The organism is Streptomyces sp. F63 (assembly GCF_018070345.1).
GTDB lineage: Bacteria > Actinomycetota > Actinomycetes > Streptomycetales > Streptomycetaceae > Streptomyces.
In genome coordinates this window covers 53,329-80,098 of sequence record NZ_JAGPXX010000023.1, presented here as the reverse complement: position 1 = coordinate 80,098, position 26,770 = coordinate 53,329, and the positions used below count along the sequence as shown (strand labels likewise).

Sequence of the window (26,770 nt, the reverse complement as noted above, 5' to 3'; positions counted from 1 at the left end):
GTGCCCGCCCGCGGGAGCCCGTGCCGTGCGGGAGCCGGTGCCGCGCCTGCGGCATTCAGCCCGTCGCGGCGCGCGGCACTCCCCCAAGCTCTTCGAGCAGGGGGCACCCCCACCCCAAGCTCTTCGAGCAGGGGCACCCCCGTGCGCCGGCACGACCGGAAGCCCTCGTACGATCCGGTACGAGGGCTTCCGGCCGGCACCCGGCACACCGAGAGCACACTCCGGAGGCCGTGCCCCGACGGGCGGACGCTGCCTGCCGCAGCACACTAGGAACAGGTGCTCCGGCTGGTGTTGACGAGGTTGAGGTTGCGGTAGGTGATGTTCGTACCGCAGGGGCTCTCCCTGAGGGCCGAGTTGGTGACCGTCAGGTTCTGCAGGGTGATGTCGCGGGTGTTGGCGAACTCGGAGCGGGCCGCGATGCGGATGTCGCCCGGTCCGGAGACGGTGCCGCCCTGGGCCGCGATGTTCACGTTGTAGCAGTTCTCGATCAGGATGGCGTTGCTTCCGGTGTTCGCGATGTCCACCCGGTCGATGACGGCACCGCCGCTCTCCGAGACGCAGAAGACCCCGCGCCCGCCGCCGCGGGCGATGACGTGTCCCACCCTGATGTTGGCCGGGTAGCCGTCGCCGATCCGGCCGTTGCGGTTGGCCATCCGGAAGGCCGCGTAGCCGGTGCCGGTTCCGGCGCCGTCGGCGTCCACCGTCCCGACGGTCGCGTTGACCGTGTCGTTCAGCAGCAGTCCGGAGTAGCCCGTGTCGCGGGCCGTGACCGTGCCGATCGTCAGCCCGTCGACGCCGTAGGTCTCCACGCCGTGCGCGCCGGTCCCGGAGACGTACACGCTGTCGATGCGGATGTTGCGGGAGCGCACCGAGCGGTCGCCGTGGTTGTCGATGCGGATGCCCAGGCCGCCGGAGAGGCGCATGTCGATCTGGCCCAGCGTGACGTTCTCGACGTTCCGCAGGAAGATGCCGTACAGCGGGGCGCCGGTGAGGGTCAGGTGCTGGACCTCCACGTCCCGGGCTCCGCGAGCGTAGACGGGGGCCTGGTCCCCGGAGCCCGAGCCGGTCACGTTGATCGTCCCGCAGACGTCGAGCACGGTGTAGCTCGGCAGCGAGAGCCGGGACCCGGCGCTCATCGAGCCCGAGCCCCGGACCACGACACGCTGCTTGGAGGTCCGGCCGGCCGGCAGGCTGCCGACGGCCGCGCGCATCGCCGAGAGCATGTCGGTGCCGCTGTAGCCGGGTGCGGTCCAGGTGTTGCCGTTGCGGACGGCCTCGGCCTGGTAGCTGCCGCTGCCGCAGTCGGCGGCCGGGGCGGCAGCGGGTGCGGCAGGGGCAGCGGCGGCAGGGGCGGCCTGCCGTGCCGCTGCGGCCGCGCCGGCTTCGCGGGCCTGTCCGGGGGTGGCGAGCAGCAGGCCCGCCAGCCCGGCCAGGGCCGTCGCGGCGGCGGCCAGGGTTGTTCCGCGTCGTCCTCGCGGTGTCGAAGACATACCACGTCTCCTTTCGGAGCGGGTGGGGGATGGGTGGGGGGTGAGGGAGCGGTCGGCGCGCAGCCGGGGAAGCGCTTTCACGCCGCCCCGGAACGTAGCAAGGGGTCCCCGGAGCGTCAATCAGCCCCCGTCGCGGCCGAGTTGACGCGGATCCGGGGCACTCCCGCGATATCACTGCTGAGCCCGGACGCTCCGCAGCGCGCGGAACAACGGAACAGAGAGAGCGGAGCAAGCGCTTGCCATTCCCTCTCCGCCCCGGTCCGGTACGGGGGGGGCGCCCCGCGCCGCGCCGTGAACGGCGATGCGGGCGGGCCGCGCCGGTCTCCGTCTTACGGTGTTCCCGGGGCGGCGGCCGGACTGCCGTGACCGCCCTCCGCACCCGGGCCGCGGGCCCGTCGCCGGAACCCGGTGAGGTGCTCCGGAAGCGCCTGGGATTTCCCGGTGCATCCGGGAGTGTTCCGCGCCTCGGCGGGCACCCACCCGAGGGTGCCGGCACGCCGGCGCCGGACCGCATCGCCGACGGATCGTCAACGGACCGCCTCTGGAGGACTGGCGCATGGCACGAGCGGGCTACCGCACCAGCGGGCACACCGGAGTCCCGCGCTCCGGATCCCCGCTCCGGGCGTCCCGCGCCCGGCCCGGCCCGTCCCGCACATCCCCGTCCTCCGTGCGGGCCCCTTCGGCGGGCCGCGTCCGCCGGCCCCCGGTTTCCGAGGAGTGGTCCCGGCCGTGCTCCTCCTGCTGACCGCGCACGCCGTACCGGCGGCGGCACTCCCGTGGGCGGCCCGCCGCGCCGGACGTGCCATCTGGGTGATCGCGGCCCTGCCACTGCTGGCGGCCCTGGTGTGGAGCGCCGTCCGGGCGCCGGGCGTGCTCCGCGGAACACCCGTGCGGGAGAGCCTCGCCTGGGCGCCCTCCCTGGGGCTGAGCCTCGACCTGCGGCTCGACGCCCTGTCCCTGCTCATGGTGTGGGTGATCGCCGGTGTGGGAACGGCCGTCCTCGCCTACAGCGCCTACTACACCGAACGGAACACCGGCCGGGAGGCCGGGCTGCTGCTGGCCTTCGCCGGGGCCATGACCGGCCTGGTCCTCGCGGACAACCTCTTCGTGCTCTACGTCTTCTGGGAACTCACCACGGTCGCGTCCTACTTCCTCATCGCCGGTCCGGAACGCCCCCGGGAGCGCCGCCGGGCGGCGGAGCAGGCACTGCTGACGACCGTCGCGGGCGGGCTCGCCCTGCTGGCCGGGCTCGTCGTGCTCGGGGAGAGCGCGGGCACCTACCGGATCTCCGGCATCCTGGCCGATCCGCCGCGGGGCACGGCGGTGAGCACGGCGGTGGTGCTGCTGCTGCTCGGCGCGTTCGCCAAGTCCGCCCAGATGCCGCTGCACGGCTGGCTGCCCGCCGCCATGGTCGCCCCCACTCCCGTGAGCGCCTATCTGCACGCCGCCGCGATGGTCAAGGCGGGGGTGTATCTGGTGGCGCGGTTCGCGCCCGGCTTCGCCGACGTCCCCCCGTGGCGGCCGGCGGTGTTCGCCGCAGGGCTGCTGAGCATGGTGCTGGGCGCCTGGCGGGCCCTCCGCGAGACGGATCTGAAGAGGCTGCTCGCCTACGGCACCATCAGTGAACTGGGCCTGCTGGTGGTGCTGTTCGGTGCCGGTACCCGGACGGCCGCGATGGCCGGAGTGGTGATGCTGGCCGCGCACGCCGCCTTCAAGGCCGCGCTCTTCCTCGTCACCGGCATCCTGGACCACCAGACGGGCACCCGGGACGTGCGCGAACTGTCCGGCGCGGGCCGCCGGATGCCCGGCGTGTTCGCCACGGCCCTGCTCGCCGCCCTCTCCATGGCGGGTGTGCCGCCGCTGCTCGGCTTCCTCGGCAAGGAAGCCGGCTACGAGGCGTTCCTGCACGGCACGGAGCCCGGCGGCCACGTCGCGGTCCTGGCCGGGCTGGTCCTCGGGTTCGTCCTCACGGTCGCGTACGCCGGCCGCTTCCTGTGGGGCGGCTTCGCCCGCAAGCCCTGGGCGGAGCCGGGGAGCCCGGAACGGCCGGCCCCCGGCTTCCTCGCCCCGGCGGCGCTCCTGTCGGCGGCCGGACTGCTGCTCGGCCTGTGGTACCAGGGGGTGGCGGCCCCCGCCCGCGCCTACGCGGACGGCTACCCGGACGGCCCGGAGGGCCCGTACAAGCTCGCCCTCTGGCACGGTCTGACCCCGGTCCTGGGATTGTCCGTGCTGACGCTGCTGCTGGGAGCCGCGCTGTACGCGGCCGACCGCGAGCGGGTCCGCGGGACCTGCCCGCGGTGGAAGACCCTCGTCCGGCTGCCGGACTCCCGGCGCGCGTACCCGCGGACGGCCCGCGCCACGGGCACGCTGGCGCTGCGGCTGGCGGGCGCCACCCAGGTCGGCTCGCTCCCCGTGTACCTGGCGGTGCTCCTGTGCACCGTACTGGCCCTGCCGGGGGCCGCCCTGGCCGTCGCCGGGGCGGGCCCGGGCGGCATCCGGCTGTGGACCTCGTCGGTGCAACTGCCGCTCGCCCTGGTCGTGCTGGCCGCGGCCGCGGCGGTGGCGGTGACCCGGCACCGGCTGACGGGGGTGCTGCTGACGGGCGCGGTCGGCTACGGCGTGGCGGGGCTGTTCCTGCTCCGCGGCGCTCCGGACCTGGCCCTCACCCTGCTGCTGGTGGAGACGCTGACGCTGGTGGTCATGGTGTTCGTGCTGCGCCGGATGCCGGCCCGTTTCACACCCGAGGGGTCGGCTCCGCGGACCCGGGCCCTGCAGGGGGCGCTGGCCGCGGCGGTCGGCGTCCTCGTCGGTCTCTTCGCCCTGGCCTCGGCCGGCGCCCGCCGGGCTCCGGCGGCCTCCGAGGAGTACTTCCGCCTGCTGCCCGAGACCGGTGCCCACAACGCCGTGAACGCGATCGTCGTGGACTTCCGGGCCCTGGACACCCTCGGGGAGATCGCCGTGCTGCTGGTCGCGGCGCTCGGGGTGGTGAGCCTGGCGGGGGTCCGCCGGCAGGGCGGGGACGGAGCCGGGGCCGCCCGCACGGGGAACGGCGGGGCCGCCGCCGGCCCGGAGCCGGGCGACCGGGTCGCGCCCGGGCCGGCGGCCCAGTGGGACCAGCCGCACGAGCACTGGGTGCCCGGTGGAAGCGAACTGCCGGGCAGCGAACGCTCGCTGCTGCTGGAGACCGGCACCTGGCTGACCTTCCCCTCCCTCATGGTGGTCTCCGTGTTCCTCCTGCTGTCCGGGCACAACCACCCCGGCGGTGGGTTCGCGGGCGGCCTGGTGGCGGGATTGGCGTGCGTCCTGCGCTATGTCGTGAGCGGCCGGGACGGCCTGGGAGCCGCCGCACGGGTCGACGCCGGCCTGATCGCCGGCGGAGGACTGGCCCTGGCCGCCGGCGCGGGCCTGGTGCCGCTCCTCCTCGGAGCCGAACCGCTGACGGGCGTCCTGGTGAAAGCGCACCTCCCCCTCCTGGGGTCGCTGAAGTTCTCCACCACCCTCTTCTTCGACGTGGGCGTCTATCTGCTGGTGATCGGGGTCGCGCTCAAGCTGCTGTCGGCCCTGGGCGCGAACCTGGCTCCCGCCCCGCGGCGCACGCGGAAGTCGGCGGAAGGGGACCTCACGCGATGAGAACACCGGACGTCGTCCTCGCCGTCGTCGTCGGCGGACTGTACGCGGTGGGCTTTCTGCTGATGATGCAGCGGTCGCTGATGCGGATCGTGCTCGGCTTCATCCTCCTCGGGCACGGCACGAATCTGCTGCTGCTCTCGGCGGGGCGCCCGGGAGAGCCTCCCCTGACGGACGGGAGCAGCGCGGAGCCCGGCCGGTACGCCGATCCCCTGCCCCAGGCCATGGCCCTCACCTCCGTGGTGATCACGTTCGGGCTCACGGCCTTCCTCCTCGCCCTCGCCTACCGGTCCTGGTGGCTGACGGGGCACGACGAGGTGCAGGACGACGTGGAGGACCGGCGGATCGGCACCGCCCGGGAACGGGCCGGGCCGGCGGAGCCGGAAACCGGGGCCCGGACCTCCGGGGCGCGGTCCTCCGAGGCCGGCGGACAGGACGGAACGGGCGGCGCGGGGAACCGCCCGGCGGAGGGAAACCCATGAACCTGCTGCTCTCCCTGCCGGTACTGCTGCCGCTCCTCGCCGCGGGGCTGTCCATCGCCCTGCGGCGGCACCTGTGGGCCCAGCGGTCGCTGAGCACCGCGGTGCTCGTCACCGTCCTGGCCGCCGCGTTCCTGCTGCTGGTCCTGGCCGACCGGCGGGGGCCCCTGGTGCTGCAGGCGGGCGGCTGGGACGCGTCCGTGGGCATCACCCTGGTCGCGGACCGGCTGTCGGCACTGCTGCTGACCGTCTCGCTGCTGGTCGCCCTCGCCGTCCTGCTCTTCGCCATGGGCCAGGGCACGGCCGAACGGCGCGGCCGGGTGGCGTCCGCCTTCCACCCGGCGTACCTGCTGCTGGCCGGCGGGGTCGGGCTGGCCTTCCTCACCGGGGACCTGTTCAACCTGTTCGTGGCCTTCGAGGTCATGCTCGGCGCCTCCTACGTGCTGCTCACCCTGAACGCCGGGACGCAGCGGACCCGGGCCGGCATGACGTACGTCCTCATCAGCCTGACGTCCTCACTGCTGTTCATCACCGCGATCGCACTCGTGTACGCGGCCGCGGGGACCGTGAACCTGGCCCGGCTCGGCGAGCGGACGGCCGAGCTGCCCGACGGGCTGCGCACCGCCCTCAGCCTGCTGCTGCTCGTGGTCTTCGGGATCAAGTCGGCCATGGTGCCGCTGCACTTCTGGCTGCCGGACAGCTACCCCACCGCCCCGGCGCCGATCACGGCGGTCTTCGCGGCGCTGCTCACCAAGGTCGGGGTGTACGCCATGGTCCGCACCCAGACGCTGCTGTTCCCCCGGGAGGAGACCTGGATCCTGCTGGCCGTCCTCGCCGTTGCCACCATGCTGCTGGGCATCCTGGGCGCGCTCGCGCAGGACGACATCAACCGGCTGCTCTCCTTCACCCTGGTCAGCCACATCGGTTTCATGCTGTTCGGGCTCGCGCTGTCCGACATCGCGGGGCTGACCGGCACGATCCTCTACATCGTCCATCACATCGTCGTCCAGGCCACGCTGTTCCTCGTCGCCGGACTGGTCGTGCGCGGGGCGGGCACCCCCGCCCTGCGCCGGCTGGAGGTCCGCGCTCCCCCGCCGGCACTGCTCGCCCTGCTCTTCCTCCTGCCGGCGCTGAGCCTCTCCGGGATCCCACCGCTGTCGGGGTTCGTGGCGAAGCTGGCGCTGCTGCGGGCCGGGGCCGCGGACGGCGGGGCCGCCGCGTACGCGCTGGTCACCGCCGCGCTGCTGAGCAGCCTGCTGACGCTGGCCGCGATGGCCCGGCTCGGCCGCTGCGCCTTCCCGGGAGCCGCCCGGCCGGATCCGCACGGCCCGCGCTCTTCCCGGGCTCCGGCCGCGGCGCACCGGCCGCCCCGGCTGATGGCGGCCGCCACCGCGGGCATGGCCCTCACCGGAGTGGCCCTGGCGGTGCTCGCCGGCCCGCTGGCCCGGATCAGCGAACGGGCCGCCGAGGACCTGCTGCACCGGGACACCTACCGCTCCGCCGTACTCGTCACGGAGGCGAACAACCCTTGACCGGCCACCCGATCCTGTCCCGGGCCCGGGACCAACTGCCCCTGTTCTGCTGGCTTCTGGTGCTGTGGACGATTCTCTGGGGGTCGGTCCGCCCGGCGGTCCTGCTCAGCGGTGCGCTGCTGTCCGCCGCGATCGTCCGCGGCTTCGCCCTGCCCCCGCTGCTGCCCCGGGTGCCGGTCCGGCCGTGGCGGCTGGTGCGCCTGCTCGGCTACATGCTGGCCGACCTCCTCCTGTCCGGGATCACCGTGGCCTGGGAGGTGCTCCGGTCCGGGCCGCGCACCACGGCGGCGGTCGTGGAGATCCCGCTCCGGGCCGACACCGACCTGCTCATCGCCGCCACGGCCTCGCTCGCCACACTGACGCCGGGCACCCTGGTCCTGGAGATCGACCGTGACCGCCGGCTGCTGTACGTCCACGCGCTGCCGGCCCGCGACCCGCGCCAGGCGGAGCGGCGGCGCCGGGAGGTGCTCCGGGCCGAGCACCACGTGCTCTGGGCGCTGGCACGCGCCGGGGCGGACGATCGCAGCCCCGCACGCCGGCCCGGTGAGGAGAGGTCATGAGCACCGTGTTCGCCGTCACCACGGCCCTGCTGTCGGCCGCCGCCCTGGCGGCCCTGGTCCGGCTGCTCCGCGGCCCCGTCGCGCTGGACCGCATCGTGGCCCTGGACATGCTGCTGACCCTGATCGTCGCGGGCACCGCCGTGGGGGTCGCCGCCCGGCAGGAACGCTCCTTCCTCCCCGTCCTCCTGCTGCTGGCGATCCTGGCCTTCATCGGCTCGATCGCCGCGGCCAATCTCATCGAGCGCAGGGAGGGCATGCGGTGAGCACCGTCCTCGACGTCCTCTCCGCCGTCCTCCTGCTGTCCGGGGCCGCGTTCTGCCTGCTCGGCGCCATCGGGCTGCTGCGGTTCCCGGACACCGTCTCCCGGCTGCACGCGGCGTCGAAGGCCCAGACCCTGGGCGTGCTGCTCATCCTGCTGGGGACCGCCTTCCAGGTGCCGGTGTCCTACGGCCTCGTCCTTCTGCTGCTCGCGCTCTTCCAGCTGGTCACGGTGCCGGTGACGGGGCAGATCGTCGGCCGCACCGCCTACCGGACGGGGGCTGTGCGCCGCGGCCGGCTCGTCGTGGACGAACTCGGCCGGCGACTCGGCCGGGAGGACGCCCCGCCACCGCCGGAGTGACCGGCCGTTCCACCGCCGCGCCCCGGAGCCACCGCGGCGGCTCCGTCCGTGCCCACCGCCACGGTGCCGGTGCCCCGCCCCGGTCCACCGGCCCGTCCAGCGATACGCTGACCGGCGCCGAGCCGATCAAGGAGTGAGTCGCCGTGCTGCTCGCCTTCGCCGTGGTGCTGCTGATCGCCGTACTGGTGTCCAGCCTGGCCCACCGCACCATCCTGTCCACCGCCGCGCTGTTCCTGGTCGCCGGCTTCCTCCTGGGCAAGGAGACCACTGGTGTCCTCCAGCTGACGGCCGACTCGCCGCTCGTCGAGAGCTTCGCCGAACTGGCCCTGTTCGCGGTGCTGTTCACCGACGGCATGAAGGTGGGCTGGTCCGATCTGCGCTCGGCCTGGCGGCTGCCCGGCCGGGCCCTGGGCTGGGGCCTCCCGCTCACCCTCGGTCTCACCGCCGTCCTCGCCCACTACCTCGTGGGCCTGCCCTGGCCGGAAGCCCTCCTCCTCGGCGCGATCCTGGCCCCCACCGACCCCGTCTTCGCCGCCGCGCTCGTCGGCAACAAGAAGGTCCCGGCACGGCTGCGGCACGTGCTGAACGTCGAGTCCGGCATCAACGACGGGCTGGCGCTGCCCTTCGTCATCCTCTTCCTCGGCATCTCCGAGGGGTCCGGCGATCTCCATCTGGACGAGCTGGCCACCGAACTCGCCCTGGGCGTCCTCATCGGCGTCGCCGTGCCCTGGCTGGCCATCGCGCTGGAACGGACTCGTTTCTTCGCCACCTCGGCCGCCTACGAACCCCTCAACGCCTTCGCCATCGGCCTGGTCGTCCTGGGGCTGGGGCAGGTGCTGCACGCGAACCTCTTCCTGGCCGCCTTCGCCGCGGGCGTGACCGTGGCCACCTGCGGCCCCGGGCAGCGGAAGGCCTTCGACGAGTTCGGCGAACTCGTCGCCGAACTGCTCAAACTGGCGGCCCTGCTGGTCTTCGGTGCGCTGATCTCCGTGGAGTTCCTGGGCGAGATCTCCTGGAGCGGCTGGGTGTTCGCCGTTCTCGCCCTCGTGCTGGTCCGGCCGGTCGCCCTGGCCATCGCCTTCGCCCGTTCTCATCTGACCCGGCGCGAACAGGCGGCGGCCATGTGGTTCGGCCCCAAGGGCTTCGCCTCGGTGGTCTACGCCCTGCTGGTCCTCGAGGCCGGGATCGCCGAGGCCGATCTCGTCTTCCACCTGGTGGCCCTCACCATCGTGCTCTCGGTCCTCGCGCACTCCTCCACCGACGTCGTGGTCGCGCGCTCCTTCGACGAGCCGGAGGAGACCCCGCACTGGCAGGAACCCGAGGACGACCGGGAAACCGGGGAGGACGGGGCGGGGCCGGGGGAACCGCGGACCGGGTTCGGCGGCGACGGGGCCGCGAGCGGGCGCCCGGGAAGCGGCTGAGCGGCTCCGGGTGCGGGGGCCGGCGCGGGGCCGCGCCCTCGCCGGCTCCGGCCCCGGCCCCGGGCACGGCGGGGGCCGGAATCCGGTTCACGGACGGCCGGGTCACCAGTTCACCGGCTCGCCGGGTCCGTCGGCCCGCAGGGCGGCGGAGAGCGGTTCCTCGTCCCGCGCGTCCAGGGCGGTGTCCGTGAACGTGATGACGTATTCGGCGCCGTGGGCGAGGGGGGGGCGAGCACCTGCCCGGCGGTGATCCGGCCGGGCCCCCGGCAGGGGGCGGGGGTGCCGGGCCGCACCTCGCGGTGACGCCGGGAGGCGTCGGGGAGCGGCGCACGGAGCCGTAGCACCAGGGGGCGCCCGCAACCGCCGCTCAGGCCAAGGGGGTTGACAAGGTTGTCAGGAGATCCAACCATGGGAGCGCTCCCACCCCCCGCAGTGCCCCGCCTGACGGTCCGCCCCCGGCCGTCAGGCGGTCCGGCACGAGCCCATCGGCCTGCTGCGGAGGTTCGGCCGCGCGGGCCATCCGACCCCGCTGGGGGCCGCGTTCGCCCAGTACGGCCGCATCGGCAAGACCACGCACCTGCTCTCCGTGGTCGAGCCGGTCGACGGCACCCACCGCCGCCCGACGAACCGGCAGCTCACCGTCCGGGAGCCCGCCACCCCCGGCCCGCGCGATCCGCCACGGCGGCCGGGGCCGGATCCGCCGGGCGTACCGCGAGGCCCGGAGGACCAGCTCGCCGCCCTCGGGCCGGTCCTCGACGCCCTGGTGCTGAATCGTGGACAGTGGGGCGGCGGGCGCCGTCCCCGGCAGCCGGCCGGGGCGCGGCCGGTGGCGGTCAGGTGGCGGTCAGGTGGCGGCCGCGGCGAGTTCGTCGTCGAGCCGGCGGCGGGCCTCCACCAGGGCCTGGTCGATGTCGCGGGCACCGGTGGAGACGCACAGCGTGTAGGCGGTGTCCTGCATCTGACGGTGGATGTGCGGAGCGACGACCTGCTCCTTCGCCAACGCCCGCAGGGCCTCGTAGTGTTCGAGCAGATTCCGCAGCACGGTCGGGTGCGCCATCAGCATCCGGCATCGCCTCCACGCCTTCGTGGGAAAGGGACCAGCGGGGCGGCACCGGCTCGCCGGGCGCCCCTCCCCCGTGCACGCGTGATGACCCGCCGGAAGCGGGCCGCACGCGGTGCTGTTATACGGACGTTACCTCAGCGGGTGCCCTCACCGAACCCCCTTGCGCGTAACGCCTGTGTTGCGCGGGGGCGAGCCGGTGCAGGAGCCCGCCGTGGCCCGTCACTCCGCCACCTGCCCCATCCCGGGACCCCCTTGCCGTGCCGTGCCCCTTCCCGACGCCGTCTCCGCCTCCGGTCCGGAGCGTGCCGTCAGGCTCTGGTCCACCGCCTCGGCGAAGGCGCGCGCGAGCGGGCTCAGGGCGTCCCACCGCCGCACGGCCCAGCCGACCGGCAGCGGGGGCAGCGCCGGGACGGGGACGAGCCGGACCCGCCCGGCCGGCGGGGGGCCCGGCATGGCCGGCACCAGCGCGTGACCCAGCCCGAGTTCGGCCAGGAGGACGGCCGTGTCCCAGTCGGCCACGCTCGTCGCGGACGCGGACGCCGGCGGGACGCCGAGCCGGGGCAGCTGGCTGTCCAGCCGGGAGCCGGAGGTGGAGTTCCCCGGGAGCCGGATGTGCTGGATGCCGGCCAGGTCGCCCGGGCCGACGGCGCTCTTCCCGGCGAGCGGGTCATCGTCCCGTACGGCCAGCACCCAGGGAAGTTCGACGACGGGCCGCTGCTCGATGCCGCGTACGGCAGGACCGATGGTGATCCACGCCAGATCGGCGTCGTCCGCGGCGAGTGCGGCGAAGCAGCCGCTGCTGGAGTTCTCCGTCTGGAACTCCAGACTCACCCGGGGATAACGCTCCCGGTAGGCCACGACGGCCTCGGCCATGAAGTGGCGGACCGTGGTGGCGCCGGTGGTGATCCGCAGCGAGCCCGCCTCCCCGTCGAGCAGTCCGCGGAGCCGGCGCAGCGCCAGGTCGATGCCGCCGATGCCCTCGGCGGCGGCCGTGTGGAGGATGCGTCCGGCGTGGGTGGGGGTGACGCCGCGCGGGCGGCGCTCCAGCAGTCGGAGCCCGAGCTCCTGTTCCAGCCTCCGGACGTGCTGGCTGACGGCGGACTGGGTGCGGTGCTGTGCGCGGGCGACGGCACTGAGACTGCCCGCCTCGCAGACCGCGACGAAGGTGCGGAGGTCGTCAAGTGTCACCCACCCCAAGCTAGACCTGGGGCCTCTCCAAGGAAACCCTAGGATTGACTTGGAAGTTGGCCCACCCGACGATGGTGTACGGGCCCGGGCGGCAACCCGCCCCGCGCCGCGCAGACCTGCCTGAACGCTGCGACGGCTCCGGGGACGGGTGCCGACCCACCGTGCCCGGAACGGGGAGAGGGGATCGGCATGCCCGTCCTGACCGGTACCACCCATGCGATGACCCTGCTGCGCGCGCTCGGCGCCGGGGAGATGCAGCACCCCGGCGGATCCCTGCTGGAGCACGTCCGCCGGGTCGGCGAGCTGCTCGGCGACTGGGGTGCCCGTCCGGCCCTCCGGCTCGCCGGTCTCTGCCACGCCCTGTACGGAACGGACGGCTTCCCCGCCGCGCTGCTGCCGCTCGCCCGCCGTCCGCAGCTCGCGGCGGCCATCGGCGCCGAGGCGGAGGAGCTGGTGTACTTCTACGCGAGCTGCGACCGGGAGGCGTCGTATCCGGCGCTCACGGACGACCCGCCGCTGTTCCGTGACCGGTTCTCCGGTCGCGTCCTCACGCCCGCCCCGCGGCGGCTCCGTGACTTCGCGGAGCTGACGGCGGCCAACGAGCTGGACATCGCCCGGGTGAGCCCGGAGTTCCGCCGGGACCGGGGCGAGGAGCTGAAGGCGCTGCTCGCCCGGCTCCGCCCGCTGCTGAGCGAGGCCGCGTGGGCGGAGTGCCGGAGCGTGCTGCCCTGAGCCGGGGGCCGGCCGGAGCGGCGCCGGTGCCCGTCCCCGCGGGTGTGAGCCCTGCGGGGGCGGGCGGCCGCCGCCCGTGACGGCTGCCGGGGAGCGGCCGGCCGGGGAGCGCCCCCGCCGGCCGGCAGTCCGCGGAGGAACGATTCAGCCCCAGATCTCCGCGGCCCACTCCGGGTGGTCGATGAACGGGTTGCGGTTGTGCTGGAAGTCGGCGTAGATGACCTCGTTGCGGTTCTTCTCGAAGGCGTCCGGCGGGTCCTGCTCGTGCCACCGCAGCAGCACCGACAGCCGGCCCATCAGGGGGTTCGAGCCGTTGCTCACCCGGTCGTTGAGCTCCAGGTCGGCGAAGCCGTCGCCGCCCTCGTAGCGCACGGCCATGTAGAAGAGCATCCGGGCCACGTCGCCCTTGACCTGGTCGCGCGGCTCCCAGGAGTCGCTGTCCGTGTAGTTGCCGGGGGCCTCGCCGACCTGGGAGCCGCCCTCGTCGAAGTCCTTGTTGCCGCGCGCGCTGTTGACGGTGACGTCGGTGGGACGGAGGTGGTGGATGTCGGTGCCCGGACCGGTCGCGGTGCCGAAGTCCCCGTGCGACTTGGCCCAGACGTGCTCGCGGTTCCACTCGTCGACGGCGCCGCCGTTCTCGGACTTGCTCTGCGAGCGGCCGGTGTAGAGGAGGACCACCTTGGACGAGTCGGCCGGGTCCTCGTCAGTGGCCTTCAGCGCGTTCCAGACCTGGGAGTAGGACAGCTTCGTCTGGTCGCTGACGATGCCGTGCAGCGCGTCCTTGAGCGCCTGGCCGGTCTTGCCGAGCGCACCCTGGTAGTAGGAGTCGTCGTACGCGGTCGCGGCGGGGGCCCGGACTGCGGTGCCGGCGCCGGTGCCGGAGGGGGCGACGGCCGCGGTGGCCTGAGGGGCCGCGACGGCGACCGACAGGCCGCCGATCAGCAGAGCCAGCCGCTTCCAGCGGGTGACACGGGTGGGGGACATATCCGTCCTCTGCTCGGAGTCCGTGCCGGCCGCCGAGCGCAACGCGCGTAGACTTCCGACACGCCCGAACCTCCGTTCGGGTGCCCAGGAGTCTCCTCGTGATAGGTCACTATGGCGTGAACATGGCGGGGGGATCCGGAAAAGGGACCGCGACCACGCGCCCTCCGGTCCGGCCGGACCGCGACCGCGAACACCCGCCACCGGTGCCGCCATCCGCGCGTGACCGACGAAAACCAAATATGGAAAAAATCACACATAGGGCGCTAAAGGGGACACCTTCCTGGTGGCAAGGTGGACCGGACAGTATTGTCCAGCAGACGTACAGAACAGCCCGGTGGGCGGAGGGTGGGGGTTGTGAGCGGTACGAGGGATGTGCCGGGTCCTCGCCCGGAGCCCGGCAGTGGCGCGGGCGGCGTGACGACCGACATGTTCGGCAGCGCCGGCCTGACGCGTCCGCGCTGGCGCGGCGACCCGGAGTCCCTCCTCCTGGTGGAGGACGACGCGGGAGACGCCCTGCTCGTCGAGGAACTCCTCGCGGACAGCGACATCCGCACCGAGCTGACCTGGGTGCGGTCGCTGACCGAGGCCCAGGAGTGGCTGGCGGGGGCGCGGTTGATGCCGGGCTGCATCCTGCTGGACCTGCACCTCCCGGACGCCGACGGCGTGACCGCCGTCACCCGGATCCTCAACGCCGCTCCCAGCACGGCCGTCGTCGTGCTCACCGGCCGCGCCGAGGGCGAGGCCGGCCTCGCCGCCGTGGCCGCGGGCGCACAGGACTATCTGGTCAAGGGCGCGCTGGAGTCCGAGCTCTTCGGCCGCGCCATCCGCTACGCCGTCCAGCGCAAACAGGTGGAGCAGACCGCGGCCGATCTGCAGGCGGGCCGGCTCCGGGCCCAGGAGAACGCCCGCCTGGAACGCGGCCTGCTGCCCACGCCGCTGCTGCACACCGACGACCTCACCGTCGCGGCCCGCTACGAACCGGGCCGCGCCCAGGCCCTCCTCGGCGGTGACTTCTACGACGTGGTGCAGACCCCGGACGGCACGGTGCGCGCCGTGATCGGCGACGTCTCCGGGCACGGCGCGGCGGAGGCGGCGCTCGGCGTGTGCCTGCGCGTCGCCTGGCGGACGGCCGTGCTGTGCGGCACGGAGGGCGGCGACCTGGCGGAACTCCTGGAGAAGATCACCGTCGCGGAGCGGGCCGACTCCCCCGTCTTCGTCACCTTCACGACGCTCACCCTCCCGCCCGACCGGCGCAGCCTGCGCGTGGTCCGGGCCGGCCATCCGGGCCTGCTGATCCGCACCCGGGGCGAGGTGGAGCTGGTGGAGCCTCCGGGCGGCCCCGCGCTGGGCCTCGGCCTGGGCACGGTCGGCTGGCCGGAGACCGAACTCCCGCTGCCGGAGGGTGCCGAGGTGGTGGTGTTCACGGACGGGCTGTTCGAGGGCCGGACCGGCCCCGGCCGCGAACGCCTCGGCGAGGACGGGCTCTGCGCACTCGCGGCGGGCGAGGCCTGCGCCGGACTCGGCCCGCAGGACTTCGTGGACGCCCTGGTGGACGGGGCGGAACTGGCCGCGGCCGACTACGGCGGCCTCGCCGACGATGTCGCGGTCGTCAGCATCGGATGGAGGAAGGCCCTGTGACTCCCCCGCCCCCCGCGCGGGCCCCGCGCCCGGAAGGCTCGGTCCTCACCGGCCGCAGACTGACCGTGCAGGGCTGGTTCCAGCTGATCCTCTCGCTCATGCTGCTGTTCGTGCTGGGCGGCGCCGTCGTCGGCGCCCAGCTGCTGTCGAGCACCGTGCGGCAGTCCAACGACCTGGTGGAGCGCATCCAGCCGGCCCGCGCGGAGATGTACCAGCTGCAGAGCGCCCTGCTCAACCAGGAGACCGGGGTGCGCGGTTACGTCATCACCGGGGACGAGCGGTTCCTGGAGCCCTACACCGAGGGCCGGGCGCAGGAGCGCCGGTCCGTGGGACGGCTGCGGTCGCTCGTCGGGCCGGACCGGGTGATGGCCGGGGATCTCTCCGCGATCGAGCGGGCGGCCGGGGAGTGGCGCTCCACCCACGCCGTACCGCTCGTCGAGCGCACCCGCGCCGGGGAGCAGGCGACGGGCGACACTCCCGAGCTGGAGAGGAGCAGGGAGTCCTTCAACGAGCTGCGGGCGCTGTTCGTCAAGCAGAACGAGCACATAGCCGAGGCCAAGGCCGAGGCCCGGGCCGAGCTCATCTCCACCCGTACCACCCGGGACTGGGTCTACGGACTCATGATCATCACCTTTGTGCTGACCGCCATCGCGCTGACGGTGCTGCTGCGCCGCACCGTGGGCGGCCCGCTGCTGGCCCTGCGGGAGTCGTCCCAGCGGGTCGCCGACGGGGACTTCGGCCACCGCATCGCCGCGGCCGGCCCCTCCGACGTGCGGGCGGTCGCCCTGGCCGTGGAGGCGATGCGGCACCGGATCGTCCAGGAGCTGGAGGCGACCCGCAACCGCGAGGCCCGCCTCACCCAGCAGACCGGCGACCTCGACGCGCAGGCCGTCGAGCTGCGGCGCTCCAACGCCGAGCTGGAGCAGTTCGCCTATGTGGCGTCGCACGACCTGCAGGAACCCCTGCGGAAGGTGGCCTCCTTCTGCCAGTTGCTGGAGAAACGCTACGGCGGCGAGCTGGACGAGCGCGGCAAGCAGTACATCGCCTTCGCCGTCGACGGGGCGAAGCGGATGCAGATCCTCATCAACGACCTGCTGACCTTCTCCCGGGTCGGCCGCGTCAACGACGACCGCAGGACCGTGCCGCTCGACGAAACGCTGGACCGGGCCCTGGCCAACCTCTCGACGGCGATCGAGGAGTCCGGCGCCCGCGTGGAGCGCCCGGACACCCTGCCCGAGGTGACGGGCGACCCGACCACCCTGGCGATGCTCTGGCAGAACCTCGTCGGCAACGCCGTGAAGTTCCGCTCCCCCGACCGCGCTCCCGTGGTGACGATCAGCGCCGAGCGCTCCGGGGAGGACGGGGAGAGCCGGGAGAACGGGGAGGACGGGGAGGACGGGGACTGGCGGTTCTGCGTGACCGACAACGGCATCGGCATCCCGCCGGAGTTCAGCGAGAAGGTCTTCGTCATCTTCCAGCGGCTGCACGGCCGGGAGACGTATACCGGAACCGGCATCGGTCTGGCACTCTGCAAGAAGATCGTCGAGCATCACGGCGGTCGGATCACCCTGGACACCGAACGGGCCGAGGGCACCCGCATCTGCTTCACCCTCCCCGGCCGGATGGTTCCGCACGCTGTCACCGCCCACGAGGAAGCCACCGCATGAACACCCCCCGCCCGATCGAGGTCCTGCTCGTCGAGGACGACCCCGGCGACGTCCTGATGACCCGTGAGGCCTTCGAGGACAAGATCGGCAACACCCTGCACGTCGTCCAGGACGGCGAGGAGGCGCTGGACTTCCTGTACCAGCGCGGCGCCCACGCCGGGGCGCCCCGGCCCGACCTGATCCTGCTGGACCTCAACCTGCCCAAGTACGACGGGCGGCAGGTCCTGGAGCAGGTCAAGTCGGACTCGGAGCTGTCGACCATCCCGGTGGTGGTGCTGACCACCTCCGCCGCCGAGGAGGACATCCTCCGCAGCTACAAGCTGCACGCCAACGCGTACGTCACCAAGCCGGTGGACCTCGACGCGTTCATCTCGGCGATCCGGCAGATCGACGAGTTCTTCCTGACGGTGGTCCGGCTGCCGAACCGCTGACCGACCCCGTCCCACCCGCCGACCCCGTCCCACCCGCCGCCCGCCGTCCGCCGCTCACCGTTCCCCGGCCCCGCAGGGGACACGTCCGCCGTCCCGGCCCGCCGGGACCGGGTCGGCGCGGTGGACGGCCGGCCCGGTGCGGCCGGGCTCGATGTCCGGGCGCAGGACGAGGTCCTCGCCGTACTCCCCGCCCGCTTCGCGGCGGTACGGGATCGGCTCGGTGTCCGGCAGGGTGCGCAGCCGTTCGCGCAGGCCGGCGGCGGCCGCCGCGTACCCGGCCGCGTCGAGGCGGTCCGCCCCGTACACGGCGAACGGCGGGAGGGCCGCCATGCCCGTGTACCAGAACGTGCCGTGGTGCAGCGGGAAGAGCAGGCTGTCGAGGTCGCCGTTGACGCCGCGCGGCCCGAAGGCCGGTGCGGCGCCTCCGGTGGTGACGACGGCCATCGCGCGCCGGCCGGCGAGTCCGCCGTCGCCGTAGCGCAGGGTGCGGCCGTCCTCCTGGTCCCTGACGCCGTAGGCGAAGCCCTTGACGAAGACCCGGTCGAACCAGCCCTTGAGGATGGCCGGCGGTCCGAACCACCAGAGCGGGAACTGCACGATCAGGGTGTCGGCCCAGCGGATCTTCTCCTGCTCGGCGCGGATGTCGGCGCTCAGCCGCCCGGAGAGGTGGGCCGCCTCGGAGGCGGCGGAGACGAGCAGGCGGCGGTCCGGCTCGTGGCCCGGGAAGTCCCGCCGGTCCACGACGGGGTTCCAGCCCATCGCGTAGAGGTCGCTCTGCCGGTGCTCGTGGCCGAGTCCGCGCAGGGCGCGCAGGCCCTCGTCACGGAGGGCGGCGCTCAGGGAGCGCGGCTCGGGGTGGGCGTGGATCCACAGCACTCTCATCTGACGGTCCTTTTCCGGGTTCGCGGCGCTCCCGCAGGGGCGCCCTGGTCCGCCGCCGATTCTTCGGTCCGGGTGTCGCCGGGACGAGTGGCCGGACGGCCGGTATGTGCAAGGATCGCGCCATGACCGTCTTCCGGTACCCGGACCGTCATCCGGTCGCCGTCCTCGTCCGGCCCGGCCTGCTGCCCATGGAACTCGGCCTGGTGCACCAGTTGTTCGGGCGGGCCGAGTCGGCGGGCGGCGAGCCGCTGTACGAGGTGGTGACCTGCGCGCCCGAGCCGGGCGACATCCGCACGGACGCCGACTTCCCGGTCCGGGTCGGCCGCGGTCCCGAGGCGCTGGGCGGGGCCCGCACGGTGATCGTCCCGGCCTCCCGGGACGACGACGAGGCGCACGCGGCGGGGCACCTCTCCCCCGCGGTCGCCGCGGCACTGGCACGGGTCCGGCCGGGGACGCGGATCGCCTCCGTGTGCACCGGCGCCTTCGTGCTCGCCGCCGCCGGGCTGCTGGACGGCCGCAGGGCGACGACCCACTGGAAGTCCGCCGCGCGCTTCCGGGAGCTCTTCCCCGATGTCGCCCTCGATCCCGGGGTGCTCTACACCGACGACGGGGACGTCCTGACCTCCGCGGGCGAGGCCGCGGGGATCGATCTGTGCCTCCACATGATCCGCCGGGATCACGGCGCGGCGGTGGCGGCGGCGCTCGCCCGGCACACCGTCGTACCGCCGCACCGGGAGGGCGGCCAGGCCCAGTACGTGCCGCGGCCCGTGCCGGAACCGCGGCTCTCGTCCACGGCGCCGGCCCGGGCCTGGGCCGAGGAGCACCTGGGCCGGCCGGTCGCGCTCCGCGAGCTGGCCGCGCGGTGCTCGATGAGCGTGCGGACGTTCAGCCGCCGCTTCCGGGAGGAGACCGGGCTGACCCCGCTGGAGTGGCTCACGCGACGCCGGGTGGAACGGGCCCGGGAACTGCTGGAGGAGACCGATCTGCCGGTGGACCGGATCGCGGCGGAGGCGGGATTCGGTACGGGCGCCTCACTGCGGCAGCATCTGCGGGCGGCGCTGGGCGTGTCGCCGAGCGCCTACCGCGCCACCTTCCGGGGTCCCTGAGCGGCGCGCTGCCGGCTTCCCCGGGCGGTGGGGTCCCGAGGACGGCGCTGGAGCCGCCACCGGAGAGCCGGGAGGCGTGGGAGGGACCGGAGAACGCCCGGGAGGCGCGGGAGGCCGGTGGGCCAGGTTTCCGGGGACGGGGCACGGGCACTCCGGGCGTGAGGCGCGTATCGCCCGCGTGCCCGCGGAGCGAAGCGGCCTGCGAGAGCCCGCGAGAGAGGGACACGCTATGCGGATCGGAATCATCGGCGCCGGGCACATCGGCTCCGCCCTGGCCCAGCACTTCACCCGGGTCGGCTACGACGTGGCCGTCAGCAACTCCCGGGGCCCGGAGACCCTCCGGGACCTGGTGGCGGAGCTCGGCCCCCGGGCCCGGGCCCTGACGGTCGAGGAGACCGCGCGGTTCGGTGACGTGGTCGTGGTGTCCATCCCCTTCGGGAGGTACCACGAGCTGCCGTCCGCGTCGCTGAGCAGGAAGATCGTCATCGACACCTGCAACTACTTCCCCGAGCGGGACGGCCACGATCCCGATCTCGACCAGGACCGCATCACCTCCAGCCAGAAGATCCGTGCCCACACCGGGGCCAACGTGGTGAAGGCGTTCAACGCGGTCTACTGGGAGAACCTGCGGGCGGGCAGCCGCCCGAAGGGGGCGCCGGACCGGATCGCCGTTCCGATCTCCGGCAGTGACGAGGACGCCAAGGCCGTGGTCGCCGGCCTCATCCGGGACATCGGCTTCGACCCGGTCGACGCCGGGAACCTCGGGCAGGGCGGCCGCCGGCACCAGCCCGGCACCAGGGTCTTCGGGGCGAAGATGACGGCCGAGGAGATGAGCGGGCTCTTCCACGCGGTGCAGCGCTGAACCCGGCGCCCCGGCGCCCCGGCGCCCCGGCGCCCCGGCCGCGGGCGCCCCGGCCGCGGGCGCCCCGGCCGCGGGCGCCCCGGCCGCGGGCGCCGCTGCCGGGCGCGGCCCGCTTGTCAGAGGAACCGGCGGAGGGGGGCGGTCAGCGCCTCCCGCAGCCGCTGGGCGGCCGGGCGCCGCTTCCAGCGGCCCTCCACCATCCGTTCACTGGCCTTCAGGTCCTCGTCGAAGTCGGCCTTCAGCCTGCCGGTGAACGTCTCGTCGAGCACGGTGAGCATGACTTCCTCGTCGTGTTCGAGGGAGCGGCGGTTGAAGTTGGTGGAGCCGATCAGGGAGGCGATCCCGTCGACGGTGATCACCTTGGCGTGCATCATGGTCGGCTGGTACTGCCAGATCCGCACCCCGCAGGCCAGCAGATCCTCGTAGTGGCGCTGCCCGGCGAGCTGGCACACCCGCTGGTCGGTGTGCGGCCCGGGCAGCAGGATGTCGATCCGGACCCCGCGCCGGGCGGCGGCGCACAGCAGGTCGACGAAGTAGCGGTCCGGGGCGAAGTAGGCGGTGGCCAGCCGGATGTGCTCCTCTGCCGATTGCAGGACCACCCGGATCAGGGTCTGCATGTCCTGCCAGCCGTAGCTCGCGGAGCCGCGGACCACCTGCACCACCGCGTCACCGGGCGCGGGCTGCGCGGTGAACCGGTCCCGCTCGTCGTAGAGCAGGTCGTGGCATTCGGCCCAGTTCTGGGCGAAGGCCGCGGCGATGCCGTCCACGGCCGGGCCGGCGACCCGCACATGGGTGTCGCGCCACTCGTTCTCGTCGCGGGCATCGCCGCACCACTCCTCGGCGATGCCCACACCGCCGGTGAACGCGACCCGCTCGTCGACGACCAGTGCCTTGCGGTGGCAGCGGTGATTCTGCTTGAACGGCGAGATCCACAGCGGTCTGCGGAACCATGCCACCTGTGCGCCGGCCCGGTCCATCATCTCCAGCAGGTCCTTCTCGATGGGGCGGCTGCCGAACCCGTCGAGCAGCAGCCGCACCCGCACGCCGGCCCGGGCCCGCTCGGAGAGGGCCTCGGCGAACCGGCGGGCGATCTCCCCGCGCCAGTAGACGAAGGTCATCATGTCCACGGTGTGCTCCGCGGAGCGGATGGCCTCCAGCATCGCGGGGAAGATCCGGTCCCCGTTGCGCAGCGGCACCAGCTCGTTGCCCTCGGTGGCGGCGATCCCCAGCAGCCGTTCCAGCCTGCGGCGCAGCCGCTGCTTGCGGTCCGCCGTCCCGCGGTTCTCCGGGCGGGGGACGGCGGGCTCGGGTCTGTCCTGGACGGTACTCATGGGGCGGGCCTCGGTGCTGGTCGGGGGCCGGGGACTCCGGCCGGCTGTACCGAACTGCTGCCCGAATCCGGCGGGTCCATGACCGGGTGGCCCGCCGTTCGCGGTGCCTCCGGATACCGCCGCGGCGGGAGCGCGGATCGCCGATCCGGCCGCCCGGACCTACCGCTCGGAGGTGATGTCGTGCCGTGTTGCTGCGCGGCAGGCGGCCGTTTTGCAGAATGGTGCGATGGACAACACCACCTACGGGCAGTGGATGAGCACGGACCAGCCGGGGCTGACGGTACGGCGCGGCCCGGAGGGGCTCGTCTGTCTCAGCACCCCGGACGGGGAATGCGCCACGCTGCGTCATCTGCTGGAGCCGATCGCCGACGGCCTGGCACGGGGCGAGGGCGCCCTGGAGGGTCTCACCTCCCAGCAGGCGCGCTCCGCGCTCCAGGCCCTCCGCCTCGCCTGACCGCGCCCCCCGGCTGCCCTCCCCCCGGCCGCGCCGCCCGGATGGGCCGGAGCCGCACCGCCCGCCCGGTTCCGGCGCCCTGCCGCCGGAGGCACCCCGCCGGAGCGCCCGCGCCCGCTGCTTCCGTCTCCCGTCCGTGTCCGCCGTCGAGGCATGGGGCGGCGTCCTGCGGACACCCGGCCAAGGCGGGCCGCCGGGGCCCGGTGGTTCACCACCGGGCCGGCGGTCATACGGAGAAGCGGGGCGGGGCACCAAGCTCCACCGCCCCACGGCGACGGGGAACCCCGCGGAAAGGATCACACGTGATCACCCATGAGCATGTCCGGGACCTGCTGCGCTCCCCGGAGCAGCAGCCCGTGCTCGTCCTGCTGGAGGGCCGCGAACGCGTCGTGCCCGCCGCGGAACTGGGCGGCGAGCGCTACCGGGGAGCCGTGGAGATCATCTCCCGGGACGCCCTCACCGCGCTGGTTCCGGACCCGGACCCCTCCGACAGTGAACTGACGGAGGTCGCGAGCCGGCTGCAGACCGTGGCGGCCGAGCGCGGCGCCTGACCCCCGGCCGGGGCACATGGGCATCCGGTCCCCGGGTACCCGGACCCGTCACGACGCGCCCGCCCGGCACGGAAGCCGGGGGGTGCCGTGGACCGGTGCCCGGGCCGGGGAACCACCGCGGCCCGGGCACCGGGACACACGACAAGCGAGGAGAGCGCATGACCACGCCGGAGGAGAACCGGGAGAAGACCACGTCCACCGATGACGTCCTGGACGCGTCCGCGGAGGGTGCGACGGAACGCACCCGGGACGGCGCGGGCCGCACTATGCGGGAGGCCCTGGAGGAGGCCGGGATCTCCCCCGAGGACTACCGGGAGGAACACTGAGCCCGCGCACCGGGCACGTGGCCCAGCCGCACACGGCGTGACCACCGGGGTCCGCCGCGTGCGGCCGGGGGGCGCGGCCGGCACATCCGGGCCCTGTTCCCCGGTCGGCCCAAGCACGCGTGGCCCGGATTGCGGTGGTCCGGCCTCGGGTAACCGATAGCGTCATGACGTCAGCAGAGCTTCCGGTCCTCACCTCGCTCCGCCGGTTGACGGAACTCGTCGAGCGCGTGGATCCGGTCTTCGTCCGCTGGTCGCGCGGGCCGCAGACGGATCTGCGGCGGCACAGCGGGGTGAGCAGGGACAGTCTGACGGGGGTTCCGCTCGCCGGGCTGTCGGCCAATCCGCTGCGTGTGGAGGCCTGGTGGGGGGACCGGCCCACGCTGCTGTGGGTGGCGCGCCGCCTGTACGACTACAGCCATCTGCGGGAGGCGGAGGGGTCCCGGGTACGGCCCTGGGTGCTCACGGGCGAGGAGACCGGGCGGGGCCCCGACAACGAGCCCCTGGTGAGGCGGGTCCGTCCGGTCGCGTGGATCGCCCCGGAGGTCATCGCGGAGGCGCGGGCCGAGGTCTCCCGGCAGCGGGGCGCGTGGGGACCGCTGCGCAGGCCGCACGACTTCGCGGACGGGAGCGCGAAGCCCGCCCCGGGCGATGCCCCCGGCGCCGCGCGGGGCGGGGCCTGATCCGGCCGGGCCCCGGCGGGCGGTCCGGTCCGTTCTTCCGGCGGTGGCGGCGGTTCCGGACGTCCCGGCGGTGCGGCGGTCCGGCCGGGCGGGTCCGCCGACGACAACGACGGGGAGGGCGGCAGGAAGAACATGCCAACAGTTCTGGAAGCGGGATGGTGGGGCCTGGTCGCCGGTTCCGCGCTGCTGATCGGCGCGCTCCTCGGCTACACGCTGCGCGTCCCCCGGCTGCTCATCGCCTCGGTGATGGCCTTCGGCGCCGGTGTACTGCTGTCCGCGGTGTCGTTCGAGCTGGTGGGCGAGGCATACGACCGGGCCGGGCTGGCCCCGGCCGCCATCGGCACCATCGGCGGCGCCGTCGCGTACACCGCGGGCAACGTCGTACTGGCGCGCCGGGGGGCGCGGCACCGCAAGCGGTCCGGCCACCACCGGATGCAGCCCTCGGAGTCGGAGCAGTCGGGTTCCGGCCGGGCGCTGGCGCTCGGCGCGCTGCTCGACGGGGTGCCCGAGTCGGCCGTCATCGGGGTCGGTCTGCTGGAGGGCGGGGCCGTCGGTCTCGTCACCGTCACGGCCGTCTTCATCAGCAACCTGCCGGAAGGTCTGTCGAGCGCGGCGGGCATGAAGGCGGCCGGGCGGAGCAGGGGCTACGTCTTCGGCGTCTGGGGCGCCATCACGGCCGCGAGCACGGTCTCGGCCGTCCTCGGCTACACGGTGGGGGGCGGTCTGTCCACCGCGGTGGTCGCCACCGTGACGGCGGTCGCCGCGGGCGCGATGCTCGCGATGATCGCCGACACGATGATCCCGGAGGCGTTCGACCGGGCGCATCTGGCCATCGGGCTGATCACGGTGTGCGGGTTCCTGGTGTCCTTCACGCTGTCCCACGCCTGACCGCCGGCCACCGGCCGCCCCCGCCGCCCACCGTTCACCGTTCACCGTCCGCGGTCCGCCGTCCGACGGGCTCTCAGGGCGTGTTCGCGGAACCGGAGTTCCCGCCCGTCCGCGGGTCCGCGCCCGGGCCCGGCGCCGCTCCGGCCTCCGCGTGCTCCGGCCGGGACTCCGGAGCCGCGGACCCGGCGGAGCCGGAGGCCGGGGCGGTACCGGCCAGGCGGCCGGACGGGTCTCCGGCTCCGGCCGGGCCGGTTTCCGCCCCCGCCCCCGGTGCCGGCTGCGGCTCCGGGCCCTTCCCCGCGGCCGCCCGGGACCGGTCGGGAAAGGCCCAGTCCAGTTCCGGTTCGACGACCGGGCGGAAGAGGCGGCGCACCGGGGGCGAGGTGAGCAGCAGGGCGAGCCCGACGCCGAACACCGTGACCAGCAGTTCACCGGCGGGGGTGTGCCAGAACCGCGGCTCGTACCAGCCCTCCCAGGCGGCCGTGCGGATGATCAGGCCGTGCAGGAGATACGCCACCAGCGTCCCCGCGCCGAAGGCGGTGAACCAGTGCCGCCGGCGCGGCACCCAGGCCAGGAAGGACGCGGCCAGCAGCAGCGAGCAGACGAACAGGGCCAGGCTCATGGCGAGTCCGGCCGGCCAGTCCGCGCCGAGCTGCTCCCAGGTCTTGCTGCGGACCGCCCACTCGGAGGTCACCCGGTCCCGGGCCCAGTAGGCCGTGACCGCCGCCGCCGCGAACACGGGGAGGGAGACGATCCGCATCCACCGGGACCGGACGAGGTCCCAGTGCTCCGGGCGCATCAGCAGCCCGAGCACGAAGAACGGCAGGAACTGCAGGACCCGGTCGAGATTCAGGACGGGGTCCGCGTCGAAGGCGGCGCCGAGCAGGGCGATCACGACGGACAGCCCGATGGCCAGCGGCGGGCGCAGCAGCAGCCACAGCGGTGCGGTGAGCCGCCAGACGAAGAGGGCGATCAGGAACCAGGTGAGGTACCAGGGCGTCAGCAGGCTGATGTCGTTGCCCCGGTCGTCGACGGCGTTGCCGTAGAGGGTGTAGACGGTCTCGAAGACCGCGTACGGCACGAGGACGGCGGCGACCAGCCGCTGGACCTGCCGCGGCCGGCCGCGGAAGGTGCGCGAGAAGTAGCCGGAGAGCAGGATGAAGACCGGCATGTGGAAGGTGTAGAGGAAGAAGTACGCGGCCCAGACGGCGCGGCTGTCCTTGAGCGGCTGCCAGGCGTGGCCGACCACCACCAGCACCATCGCGAGCAGTTTCGCGTTGTCGAAGAAGGGGTCCCGCGCGGAGCGCCCGGAGTCCGGGACACCCGGCGGGCCCGAACCGGGCCGGCCGGCCCGCCGCGCGTCCCGGTGGCCCTCCGCCGGAGCCTGCGGCACTCCCGGCATGCGTACACCTCCAGCGTTGCGTCGTCCCGCGGTCAGCGGTGGTCCCGTCCTGCACGGTACATACCTTCGTGCCGCCGTCCCCCCGTAACGGCGCGGCGGACCGTCCGGAGGCGCCGTCCTGCCCGGGCCGGCTCCGGGGAGGCACGGGAACGGGCGGGGGCGGGCGGATTTCTGAGAGCATGGCCGGGGCCGCCGGCTCCCTCCGTCCGGCGGGCAGGCGGAACGGCGTACCGGACGCGGTGCCCTCGCGGCCCGTACCCGACCGACCTCTGGAGAGAACGTGCCCCGTTCCATCGCCACCGCCGACCGCGTCAACCGCGACGAGCTTCTCGCCTTCCTCCGGCCGCGCCACCGCGCGGTCCTGCTGACCCGCAAACGGGACGGTTCACCGCAGATGTCCCCGCTGACCTGCGGCGTGGACGCGGAGGGCCGTATCGTCATGTCGACGTATCCCGGGCGGGCGAAGGCCCACAACGCGCGCCGGGACCCGCGAGTCTCGCTGTGCGTCCTCTCGGACGAGTTCAACGGCCCGTATGTGCAGGTCGACGGCACCGCGGAGGTCATCGACATGCCGGAGGCCCTGGAGCCGCTGGTGGAGTACTTCCGCTGCATCTCCGGCGAGCACCCCGACTGGGAGGACTACCGGGAGGCGATGCGGGCCCAGAACAAGTCGCTGATCCGGGTGACGATCACCGGCTGGGGCCCGGTCGCGACGGGCGGCTTCCCGCCCCACCTGGCCGGCGACTAGGGCCACAGCACCGACACCCCGCGCCCGCCCGCCGCGGACGCCGCCGGGCCCGGGGCCACCGGAACGGGGCACCGCGTTCCGGCGGCCCGCTTCCGGCATCCTTGAGCCC

General features: G+C 74.1%; 26 protein-coding genes and 1 pseudogene. 20 read left to right on the top strand and 7 right to left on the bottom strand.

The genetic code is table 11. The features are described from left to right. Positions 1-266 precede the first annotated feature (266 nt). A complete protein-coding gene (locus KBZ10_RS21255) occupies positions 267-1,490 on the bottom strand; it encodes a right-handed parallel beta-helix repeat-containing protein (RefSeq protein ID WP_210989271.1) in 1,224 nt (407 codons plus the stop codon). Positions 1,491-2,219: 729 nt separating this feature from the next. Between KBZ10_RS21255 and KBZ10_RS21250 the strand changes: the two genes are divergently transcribed. The 8 genes and pseudogenes from KBZ10_RS21250 to KBZ10_RS30635 form a co-directional block, all read left to right on the top strand. After that, the gene (locus KBZ10_RS21250; RefSeq protein ID WP_210989270.1) at positions 2,220-5,120 is read left to right on the top strand and encodes a Na+/H+ antiporter subunit A; all 2,901 of its coding nucleotides are present in this window, start codon (positions 2,220-2,222) and stop codon (positions 5,118-5,120) included. After that, positions 5,117-5,599: a Na(+)/H(+) antiporter subunit C gene (locus KBZ10_RS21245; RefSeq protein ID WP_210989269.1), complete on the top strand. Its 483-nt coding sequence runs from the start codon at positions 5,117-5,119 to the stop codon at positions 5,597-5,599. The genes KBZ10_RS21250 and KBZ10_RS21245 overlap by 4 nt, the downstream gene beginning before the upstream one ends. After that, complete coding sequence (locus tag KBZ10_RS21240) at positions 5,596-7,128, top strand: Na+/H+ antiporter subunit D (protein WP_210989268.1); 1,533 nt, start codon at positions 5,596-5,598, stop codon at positions 7,126-7,128. Before KBZ10_RS21245 ends, KBZ10_RS21240 begins: the two co-directional genes overlap by 4 nt. Continuing rightward, positions 7,125-7,688: a Na+/H+ antiporter subunit E gene (locus KBZ10_RS21235; protein WP_210989267.1), complete on the top strand. Its 564-nt coding sequence runs from the start codon at positions 7,125-7,127 to the stop codon at positions 7,686-7,688. Before KBZ10_RS21240 ends, KBZ10_RS21235 begins: the two co-directional genes overlap by 4 nt. After that, positions 7,685-7,951 (top strand): monovalent cation/H+ antiporter complex subunit F, encoded by a 267-nt coding sequence (locus tag KBZ10_RS21230; protein WP_210989266.1) that lies wholly within the window; start codon positions 7,685-7,687, stop codon positions 7,949-7,951. Before KBZ10_RS21235 ends, KBZ10_RS21230 begins: the two co-directional genes overlap by 4 nt. Beyond that, entirely contained in the window at positions 7,948-8,307 is a 360-nt protein-coding gene (gene mnhG, locus KBZ10_RS21225; RefSeq protein ID WP_210989265.1) for a monovalent cation/H(+) antiporter subunit G, read from the top strand. The genes KBZ10_RS21230 and mnhG overlap by 4 nt, the downstream gene beginning before the upstream one ends. A 143-nt stretch (positions 8,308-8,450) precedes the next feature. Continuing rightward, a complete protein-coding gene (locus tag KBZ10_RS21220; RefSeq protein ID WP_210989264.1) occupies positions 8,451-9,728 on the top strand; it encodes a sodium:proton antiporter in 1,278 nt (425 codons plus the stop codon). A 490-nt stretch (positions 9,729-10,218) separates the two neighbouring features. After that, a pseudogene (locus KBZ10_RS30635) lies at positions 10,219-10,497 on the top strand (Tn3 family transposase); the annotation flags it as partial. A 75-nt stretch (positions 10,498-10,572) separates the two neighbouring features. Here KBZ10_RS30635 and KBZ10_RS21210 read toward each other — a convergent pair. After that, on the bottom strand, positions 10,573-10,791 hold the full coding sequence (locus tag KBZ10_RS21210) for a DUF5133 domain-containing protein (protein ID WP_210989263.1): 219 nt from the start codon (positions 10,789-10,791) through the stop codon (positions 10,573-10,575). Positions 10,792-11,010: 219 nt separating this feature from the next. Continuing rightward, positions 11,011-11,979, bottom strand: coding sequence for a LysR family transcriptional regulator (locus tag KBZ10_RS21205; protein ID WP_210989262.1), 969 nt, complete (start codon positions 11,977-11,979; stop codon positions 11,011-11,013). A gap of 189 nt (positions 11,980-12,168) precedes the next feature. On the opposite strand from KBZ10_RS21205, the gene KBZ10_RS21200 reads away from it, so the two are divergent. Beyond that, complete coding sequence (locus KBZ10_RS21200; RefSeq protein WP_247702723.1) at positions 12,169-12,711, top strand: DUF6817 domain-containing protein; 543 nt, start codon at positions 12,169-12,171, stop codon at positions 12,709-12,711. Between the two features lie 144 nt (positions 12,712-12,855). Here the strand turns inward: KBZ10_RS21200 and KBZ10_RS21195 are convergent, their stop codons facing one another. Continuing rightward, entirely contained in the window at positions 12,856-13,695 is an 840-nt protein-coding gene (locus KBZ10_RS21195) for an endonuclease I family protein (RefSeq protein WP_210989261.1), read from the bottom strand. Between the two features lie 426 nt (positions 13,696-14,121). Here KBZ10_RS21195 and KBZ10_RS21190 point away from each other — a divergent pair, with 426 nt between their 5' ends. From KBZ10_RS21190 to KBZ10_RS21180, 3 genes are read left to right on the top strand one after another with little or no spacing between them, the layout of a single operon-like run. Then, a complete protein-coding gene (locus tag KBZ10_RS21190; protein ID WP_210989289.1) occupies positions 14,122-15,333 on the top strand; it encodes a PP2C family protein-serine/threonine phosphatase in 1,212 nt (403 codons plus the stop codon). Continuing rightward, positions 15,330-17,000 carry a CHASE3 domain-containing protein gene (locus KBZ10_RS21185; RefSeq protein ID WP_374223390.1) on the top strand — a complete coding sequence of 557 codons (1,671 nt, stop codon included), beginning with the start codon at positions 15,330-15,332 and terminating at the stop codon, positions 16,998-17,000. The genes KBZ10_RS21190 and KBZ10_RS21185 overlap by 4 nt, the downstream gene beginning before the upstream one ends. Continuing rightward, positions 16,997-17,431 carry a response regulator gene (locus KBZ10_RS21180; protein ID WP_043468273.1) on the top strand — a complete coding sequence of 145 codons (435 nt, stop codon included), beginning with the start codon at positions 16,997-16,999 and terminating at the stop codon, positions 17,429-17,431. Before KBZ10_RS21185 ends, KBZ10_RS21180 begins: the two co-directional genes overlap by 4 nt. Before the next feature lie 54 nt (positions 17,432-17,485). Here the strand turns inward: KBZ10_RS21180 and KBZ10_RS21175 are convergent, their stop codons facing one another. Further along, positions 17,486-18,313 (bottom strand): NAD(P)H-dependent oxidoreductase, encoded by an 828-nt coding sequence (locus KBZ10_RS21175; protein WP_210989259.1) that lies wholly within the window; start codon positions 18,311-18,313, stop codon positions 17,486-17,488. Between the two features lie 122 nt (positions 18,314-18,435). Between KBZ10_RS21175 and KBZ10_RS21170 the strand changes: the two genes are divergently transcribed. Then, the gene (locus KBZ10_RS21170) at positions 18,436-19,419 is read left to right on the top strand and encodes a GlxA family transcriptional regulator (protein WP_210989258.1); all 984 of its coding nucleotides are present in this window, start codon (positions 18,436-18,438) and stop codon (positions 19,417-19,419) included. Positions 19,420-19,495: 76 nt separating this feature from the next. Then, on the top strand, positions 19,496-20,281 hold the full coding sequence (locus KBZ10_RS21165; RefSeq protein WP_307847537.1) for an NAD(P)-binding domain-containing protein: 786 nt from the start codon (positions 19,496-19,498) through the stop codon (positions 20,279-20,281). Between the two features lie 116 nt (positions 20,282-20,397). Here KBZ10_RS21165 and KBZ10_RS21160 read toward each other — a convergent pair whose 3' ends face one another. Beyond that, a complete protein-coding gene (locus tag KBZ10_RS21160; protein WP_210989256.1) occupies positions 20,398-21,612 on the bottom strand; it encodes a phosphatidylserine/phosphatidylglycerophosphate/cardiolipin synthase family protein in 1,215 nt (404 codons plus the stop codon). 226 nt (positions 21,613-21,838) lie between these two features. On the opposite strand from KBZ10_RS21160, the gene KBZ10_RS21155 reads away from it, so the two are divergent. The 5 genes from KBZ10_RS21155 (at position 21,839) to KBZ10_RS21135 (ending at position 24,511) form a co-directional block, all read left to right on the top strand. Beyond that, the gene (locus KBZ10_RS21155; protein ID WP_210989255.1) at positions 21,839-22,066 is read left to right on the top strand and encodes a hypothetical protein; all 228 of its coding nucleotides are present in this window, start codon (positions 21,839-21,841) and stop codon (positions 22,064-22,066) included. 302 nt (positions 22,067-22,368) lie between these two features. Continuing rightward, on the top strand, positions 22,369-22,617 hold the full coding sequence (locus tag KBZ10_RS21150) for a hypothetical protein (RefSeq protein WP_210989254.1): 249 nt from the start codon (positions 22,369-22,371) through the stop codon (positions 22,615-22,617). Positions 22,618-22,775: 158 nt separating this feature from the next. Continuing rightward, entirely contained in the window at positions 22,776-22,943 is a 168-nt protein-coding gene (locus KBZ10_RS21145) for a hypothetical protein (protein ID WP_210989253.1), read from the top strand. A gap of 164 nt (positions 22,944-23,107) precedes the next feature. Beyond that, complete coding sequence (locus KBZ10_RS21140) at positions 23,108-23,623, top strand: DUF6098 family protein (RefSeq protein WP_210989252.1); 516 nt, start codon at positions 23,108-23,110, stop codon at positions 23,621-23,623. Between the two features lie 132 nt (positions 23,624-23,755). Beyond that, the gene (locus KBZ10_RS21135; protein WP_210989251.1) at positions 23,756-24,511 is read left to right on the top strand and encodes a ZIP family metal transporter; all 756 of its coding nucleotides are present in this window, start codon (positions 23,756-23,758) and stop codon (positions 24,509-24,511) included. Between the two features lie 73 nt (positions 24,512-24,584). On the opposite strand, the gene KBZ10_RS21130 is transcribed toward KBZ10_RS21135, so the two are convergent. Further along, on the bottom strand, positions 24,585-25,913 hold the full coding sequence (locus tag KBZ10_RS21130; protein WP_210989250.1) for an acyltransferase family protein: 1,329 nt from the start codon (positions 25,911-25,913) through the stop codon (positions 24,585-24,587). Between the two features lie 280 nt (positions 25,914-26,193). Here KBZ10_RS21130 and KBZ10_RS21125 point away from each other — a divergent pair, with 280 nt between their 5' ends. Beyond that, complete coding sequence (locus tag KBZ10_RS21125; RefSeq protein ID WP_210989249.1) at positions 26,194-26,661, top strand: PPOX class F420-dependent oxidoreductase; 468 nt, start codon at positions 26,194-26,196, stop codon at positions 26,659-26,661. Positions 26,662-26,770 lie beyond the last annotated feature (109 nt).

Bases quoted from the DNA above. Each gene is read 5' to 3' on its own strand.
- KBZ10_RS21255 (WP_210989271.1), bottom strand. From the start codon at position 1,490: ATGTCTTCGACACCGCGAGGACGACGCGGAACAACCCTGGCCGCCGCC.
- KBZ10_RS21245 (WP_210989269.1), top strand. From the start codon at position 5,117: ATGAGAACACCGGACGTCGTCCTCGCCGTCGTCGTCGGCGGACTGTAC.
- KBZ10_RS21240 (WP_210989268.1), top strand. From the start codon at position 5,596: ATGAACCTGCTGCTCTCCCTGCCGGTACTGCTGCCGCTCCTCGCCGCG.
- KBZ10_RS21230 (WP_210989266.1), top strand. From the start codon at position 7,685: ATGAGCACCGTGTTCGCCGTCACCACGGCCCTGCTGTCGGCCGCCGCC.
- KBZ10_RS21210 (WP_210989263.1), bottom strand. From the start codon at position 10,791: ATGCTGATGGCGCACCCGACCGTGCTGCGGAATCTGCTCGAACACTAC.
- KBZ10_RS21200 (WP_247702723.1), top strand. From the start codon at position 12,169: ATGCCCGTCCTGACCGGTACCACCCATGCGATGACCCTGCTGCGCGCG.
- KBZ10_RS21195 (WP_210989261.1), bottom strand. From the start codon at position 13,695: ATGTCCCCCACCCGTGTCACCCGCTGGAAGCGGCTGGCTCTGCTGATC.
- KBZ10_RS21190 (WP_210989289.1), top strand. From the start codon at position 14,122: ATGTTCGGCAGCGCCGGCCTGACGCGTCCGCGCTGGCGCGGCGACCCG.
- KBZ10_RS21180 (WP_043468273.1), top strand. From the start codon at position 16,997: ATGAACACCCCCCGCCCGATCGAGGTCCTGCTCGTCGAGGACGACCCC.
- KBZ10_RS21175 (WP_210989259.1), bottom strand. From the start codon at position 18,313: ATGAGAGTGCTGTGGATCCACGCCCACCCCGAGCCGCGCTCCCTGAGC.
- KBZ10_RS21170 (WP_210989258.1), top strand. From the start codon at position 18,436: ATGACCGTCTTCCGGTACCCGGACCGTCATCCGGTCGCCGTCCTCGTC.
- KBZ10_RS21160 (WP_210989256.1), bottom strand. From the start codon at position 21,612: ATGAGTACCGTCCAGGACAGACCCGAGCCCGCCGTCCCCCGCCCGGAG.
- KBZ10_RS21155 (WP_210989255.1), top strand. From the start codon at position 21,839: ATGGACAACACCACCTACGGGCAGTGGATGAGCACGGACCAGCCGGGG.
- KBZ10_RS21145 (WP_210989253.1), top strand. From the start codon at position 22,776: ATGACCACGCCGGAGGAGAACCGGGAGAAGACCACGTCCACCGATGAC.
- KBZ10_RS21140 (WP_210989252.1), top strand. From the start codon at position 23,108: ATGACGTCAGCAGAGCTTCCGGTCCTCACCTCGCTCCGCCGGTTGACG.
- KBZ10_RS21135 (WP_210989251.1), top strand. From the start codon at position 23,756: ATGCCAACAGTTCTGGAAGCGGGATGGTGGGGCCTGGTCGCCGGTTCC.
- KBZ10_RS21130 (WP_210989250.1), bottom strand. From the start codon at position 25,913: ATGCCGGGAGTGCCGCAGGCTCCGGCGGAGGGCCACCGGGACGCGCGG.